The organism is Bartonella sp. AA86SXKL (genome assembly GCF_042196885.1).
Window position 1 is genome coordinate 1 of sequence record NZ_JBHIRE010000319.1, and the last position, 448, is coordinate 448.

Annotated in this window: 1 pseudogene; it reads left to right on the plus strand. The window is 30.6% G+C overall.

What is annotated here, in order from left to right:
• A pseudogene (locus ACFIO5_RS11775) lies at nucleotides 1-196 on the plus strand (helix-turn-helix domain-containing protein); the annotation flags it as partial.
• Nucleotides 197-448 lie beyond the last annotated feature (252 nt).

The window sequence follows — 448 nt, forward strand, 5'->3', positions numbered from 1 at the left end:
ATGCAAAAATTAAACTCCCCTCCTGAAGATATAGCGGAATTAGCTACAGAGCTTTATGGAAAGTTACAAGAGCTTGTTTAAAACAAGAAACACAGCTAAAAATTCAGAGCTTACCTTGCCACTTCTAAAATTGCATTTAAAAGGTCAAATTGAAGCTGAAAAAGCATATCTAATAACTATACAAAATTCAGCTTGATTATCCATTTAAAATGAAAGTGTGTATCTTTTTTGTCATTTTGGGTTGATTTTGCAGCAATTTAAACTCTTTATTTCATTTTTTCAAAGGTAGTTTTCTGGGGTTTCACAGACTTTTTAAAATTCTTCGAAGACCTTTCAAAGCCTTCTCTCATTTTTACCAGGAAATCCTCATTTTTGCAATTTTTAGCTGTGAGAATCTGTTTTGGTAAAACTCTCATTTAATGGTAGAAAATATTCCTAAAAACAATAA